This window comes from Flavobacterium sp. (genome assembly GCF_029242675.1).
GTDB lineage: Bacteria > Bacteroidota > Bacteroidia > Flavobacteriales > Flavobacteriaceae > Flavobacterium.
Genome location: NZ_JAQWTM010000279.1, coordinates 1 through 4,248 on the forward strand (window position 1 = coordinate 1; position 4,248 = coordinate 4,248).

Annotated in this window: 6 protein-coding genes and 1 pseudogene; 5 read left to right on the plus strand and 2 right to left on the minus strand. The window is 33.4% G+C overall.

What is annotated here, in order from left to right; translation table 11 throughout:
* Positions 1 to 398: pseudogene (locus P8M54_RS10225) on the plus strand (aldose 1-epimerase family protein); the annotation flags it as partial.
* Between the two features lie 11 nt (positions 399 to 409).
* Positions 410 to 964, plus strand: a complete 555-nt coding sequence (locus P8M54_RS10230; RefSeq protein WP_300287728.1) for a GNAT family N-acetyltransferase — start codon at positions 410 to 412, stop codon at positions 962 to 964.
* 57 nt (positions 965 to 1,021) lie between these two features.
* Here the strand turns inward: P8M54_RS10230 and P8M54_RS10235 are convergent, their stop codons facing one another.
* Positions 1,022 to 1,252, minus strand: coding sequence for a VF530 family protein (locus P8M54_RS10235; RefSeq protein ID WP_300287729.1), 231 nt, complete (start codon positions 1,250 to 1,252; stop codon positions 1,022 to 1,024).
* Positions 1,253 to 1,321: 69 nt separating this feature from the next.
* Between P8M54_RS10235 and smpB the strand changes: the two genes are divergently transcribed.
* Positions 1,322 to 1,780 (plus strand): SsrA-binding protein SmpB, encoded by a 459-nt coding sequence (smpB, locus tag P8M54_RS10240; RefSeq protein ID WP_300287730.1) that lies wholly within the window; start codon positions 1,322 to 1,324, stop codon positions 1,778 to 1,780.
* A gap of 84 nt (positions 1,781 to 1,864) precedes the next feature.
* Entirely contained in the window at positions 1,865 to 2,890 is a 1,026-nt protein-coding gene (locus tag P8M54_RS10245) for a Fic family protein (RefSeq protein ID WP_300287732.1), read from the plus strand.
* A gap of 31 nt (positions 2,891 to 2,921) precedes the next feature.
* Here the strand turns inward: P8M54_RS10245 and P8M54_RS10250 are convergent, their stop codons facing one another.
* Positions 2,922 to 3,563, minus strand: a complete 642-nt coding sequence (locus P8M54_RS10250; RefSeq protein WP_300287733.1) for a protein-L-isoaspartate(D-aspartate) O-methyltransferase — start codon at positions 3,561 to 3,563, stop codon at positions 2,922 to 2,924.
* 156 nt (positions 3,564 to 3,719) lie between these two features.
* On the opposite strand from P8M54_RS10250, the gene P8M54_RS10255 reads away from it, so the two are divergent.
* A partial coding sequence (locus tag P8M54_RS10255; RefSeq protein WP_300287734.1) for a Gfo/Idh/MocA family oxidoreductase occupies positions 3,720 to 4,248 on the plus strand: 529 nt, incomplete at its 3' end.

Sequence of the window (4,248 nt, forward strand, 5' to 3'; positions counted from 1 at the left end):
AAGACTATGCAATCGAATTTGAAACCGAGGAAACACTAACCTATCATTTACTTGAAGATAATTTACTAGTGGATACAACCGCAATTTTAGAAGCAACTACTAAAATAGTTCCGTTAGATTATGACTTATTTAAAAATGATGCGCTCATCTTTAAAGAATTACAATCTAAAGCAATTACAATTCTAAAAAACAATTTGCCTTTTGTAAAGGTCGTATTTCCTACTTTTCCACATTTGGGTCTTTGGACAAAGGTTAACGCTCCTTTTCTTTGCATTGAACCCTGGTTTGGTTATTCTGATACAAAAAACAGTACTGGAAATCTTTTTGAGAAAGAAGGTATTCAGGTTTTAAAACCAAATACACAGTTTCAAACAGCCTTTTCAATAGAAATACTATAAATCAAATTAAAATGGTCCATTTAAATTTCAATCCCTTCCCTATCCTCAGTACGGAACGATTAGTACTGCGCAGAGTAACAGAAGCTGATGTTCAGGAGATGTTTGTTCTTCGTTCGGATACCGAAATAATGAAATACATTCCAAGACCGCTAGCAACTAATTTTGAAGAAGCAATCGAACACATTAAAAGCATTGATGAAAAAATCGAATCTTCAGAAGGAATAAATTGGGGAATTACACTAAAAGGCAACGATACTTTGATAGGTGTTGCCGGTTTTTATAGAATTAGCCCTGAAAATCACCGAGCTGAAATTGGTTATATTTTACACCCATCGCAAAGTGGTAAAGGAATAATTTCAGAGGTAGTTAAACATCTAATTGAGTTCGGTTTTACAACAATGAACTTACACTCCATTGAAGCAGTTATAGCACCTGAAAATAAGGCATCGTCCAAGGTCTTGGAGAAAAATGGCTTTGTACAAGAAGGACTTTTTAAAGAAAACCAATACTTTGAAGGTCGGTTTTTAGATGCAGCGGTATATGGCCTATTAAACAAAAGACATTAAATACTTTTAAGTACAAGGTTAAATAGCATTTTTTAAAGCGAATAAAACAGTGCTGTTTTAGTTTTGAAATTTAGAAATGGAACTAATATACAACTCCTCTACTTTTTTTCTAGCCCAATCGGTTTTGCGCAAAAAAGTAAGACTTGATTTCACACTAGGATTATCATTAAAACATTTAATATTGATTAATTCACCCAAGGTGTCAAAACCATAATGAGCTTCTAATCGTTCTAAAATAAATTTAAGGGTAAGTCCATGTAACGGATCTTTTGAAACTTGATTTTCCATTTGGTAAATTTAAATCAATTTTACAAAAAATAGTGTTCATTTATTGATTTGTTCCTACATTTGCATTCTATGCTTAAAACAATCAACATATTAAATAAAAGAGCTCGATTCGATTATGAAATCATCGAGAAATTTACTGCTGGAATCGTTTTAGCCGGTACAGAAATCAAATCTATCCGACTAGGAAAAGCAAATATTACGGAGAGCTTTTGTGAATTTAGTAATAATGAGTTATTTGCCATCAATACTTATATTGAGGAGTATACTTTTGGGAATCAATTCAACCACAAGGCACGAAGTGAACGTAAACTACTTTTGAACAAACGCGAATTAAAAAGCTTAGCTCGAAGCGTGCAAGCTAAAGGTTTGACAATTGTGCCCTTAAAATTGTTTACGAATGAAAAAGGGATGGCTAAATTAGAAATTGGTCTTTGCCGAGGTAAAAAAACGTACGATAAACGAGAATCTTTGAAGGAACAAGATACCAAGCGCGATTTAGACCGCATCAAAAAGGTATTCAACAATTAAATAGTAAAAGTACTTTGCAATCGAAGTACTTTTTTTTCAGATTAATTATTGACTAAAATTGTCAAGACATCCTTTAACTACATCATGAAAACGCTACTTAAAAATGCTCGTGAACTAAAGCAGTTAAAAACGAGAGAACTTGCACAATTACTTGGTATTGACCAAGCACTCATTAGTAAGTTTGAAAGCGGAACTCGTAAACCTACTAAAGAGCAAGTAATCAAACTAGCGGCAATTCTAGAAATTGACTACGAAACCATCATGATTACTTGGCTAAAAGAAAAAATCATTTATGAAATTGGTGATGAAAACTTAGCCCTTCAGGCATTAGCAGAAGCGCAAGAAGAAATAAAAAGTCTAAGAAATAATTCTTCAAATTCGGTTTCAAAAGCATTACAACAGCATTTAGACGAGGTAGATTTATTAAAATTAAAGCGAGAAAGATTCCGCCAATTTGAATCTGATACTGTGCTTAAAGCACTTGAATTAGAATTTATTTTTGAGAGTAATCGGCTTGACGGTAATACGCTTTCTCTAGCAGAAACTGAACTAGTGATTAACCAAGGAATCACTATTGCGGGTAAAACCATGAAAGAGCATTTAGAAGTAATAAATCATGTTGAAGCCATTTCATATGTAAAAGGTTTAACGGAAAAAAATACTCCTTTTTCTGAAAAAGAATTACTCACCATTCATCATTTCTTAGCGAGAGGAATTCAAATAGATGATGCGGGAAAATACCGCAAAACCGCTTTGATTGATCTAAAATCTACACAACCTGACCAACTAGCGAAGGATATGGACGATTTTTTTAATTGGTACGAAAATCATAAAAATGCCGTTCACCCTATAATTTTAGCTGCAGAAGCACATTTAAAAATACAACTCATTCAACCATTTACCACTAATAATGGTAAAACAAGCCGACTCGTGCAAAATGTAATACTGCTACAACAAGGCTATGTTATGGTCAATAACAAAGGAGATCATGACAACAAATTGAGGTATGAAAACACAGTGAGCAAAGGCGATAAGGAAGCATTTCTTTTACTCATCGCACAAACTGCTAAAGACAGTTTAGAACGCTACATAGGCAAAATTGCACAATAAAAAACCATTCTGATTAGGAATGGTTTTTTAATTAATTTTTATCTTCTAAAAGTGGAACAAATCGAAATTCACCCAACTCATGTTTTTCAAATTGTGTTTCATTTATACGAATCAACAACGTCATAATTTGAACATCCTCGCCTAACGGAATAACTAGCCTTCCTCCTATTTTTAATTGTGCCATTAATGGTTGCGGAATCATCGGTGCTCCAGCGGTCACGATAATACTATCAAACGGAGCATAAGTAGGCAATCCTTTGTAACCATCACCAAAGGTCAGATGTTTGGGTCTGATACCCAATTTAGGTAATAAAACAGAGGTTTGTTTAAACAATTCATTTTGCCTTTCTACACTATACACCTTAGCTCCCATTAGGCACAAAACAGCCGTTTGATAACCGGATCCCGTACCTATTTCTAGAACTTTATGATCTTTCTTAATCTGTAGTAGTTCTGATTGGAAAGCAACAGTGTAAGGTTGAGAAATCGTTTGCCCGGCCGCTATTGGAAATGCTTTATCTTGGTAAGCGTAATCTTCAAAGCTAGAATTTAAAAATAAATGTCTAGGTATCTTTTTTATCGCTTCTAGGACATTTATATCTGTAATTCCTTTCTGCTGCAAAACACTTACTAATTGATTTCTAAGGCCTTGATGTTTTGCTGTGTCTTTCAAAATTATTATTTTATTTTTTTGTAAAATTAGATGTTAAAATGGCAAAAAACAAGTTGCAAAATTCAAATGAAGTTATTACTAGATTAAAATGGATTTTAGGTTTCTAAAAAACAGAAATTTAATTTTAATTGCTATTTTTGTGGAAAGAACATTATTATGCTAAAAATTGGAGTATTAGGTGCTGGTCACTTAGGAAAAATACATTTGCGTTTATTACAACAATCCGAGAAATATGAATTAGTTGGATTTTACGATCCCAATCAAGAAAATGCTGATAAAATAGCTAAGGAATTTGGATACAAACACTTTAGCACAATCGCTTCTCTTTTGACTGCTGTAGATGTTATAGACATTGTTACTCCCACTCTTTCCCATTATAAATGTGCCAAAGTTGCCATTAAATCAGGTAAACATGTTTTTATCGAAAAACCTATATCAAACACTCTTGAAGAAGCCGAAGAAATAATTGCTTTAGCAAATGAGTACAAGGTAAAAGGTCAAGTAGGTCATGTCGAACGCTTCAATCCTGCTTTTATCGCCTCAAAGGATATGATCGAACATCCTATGTTTATTGAGACGCATCGATTGGCTGAATTTAATCCTCGCGGTACTGATGTACCTGTAGTCTTAGATTTAATGATCCATGATATTGATGTGATTTTGAGCGTAGTTAAATCTAAAGTAA

Excerpts from the sequence above, each read along its gene's own strand:
- P8M54_RS10235 (WP_300287729.1), bottom strand. The coding sequence starts at position 1,252 with ATGGAAAATCAAGTTTCAAAAGATCCGTTACATGGACTTACCCTTAAA.
- P8M54_RS10230 (WP_300287728.1), top strand. The coding sequence starts at position 410 with ATGGTCCATTTAAATTTCAATCCCTTCCCTATCCTCAGTACGGAACGA.
- P8M54_RS10245 (WP_300287732.1), top strand. The coding sequence starts at position 1,865 with ATGAAAACGCTACTTAAAAATGCTCGTGAACTAAAGCAGTTAAAAACG.
- smpB (WP_300287730.1), top strand. The coding sequence starts at position 1,322 with ATGCTTAAAACAATCAACATATTAAATAAAAGAGCTCGATTCGATTAT.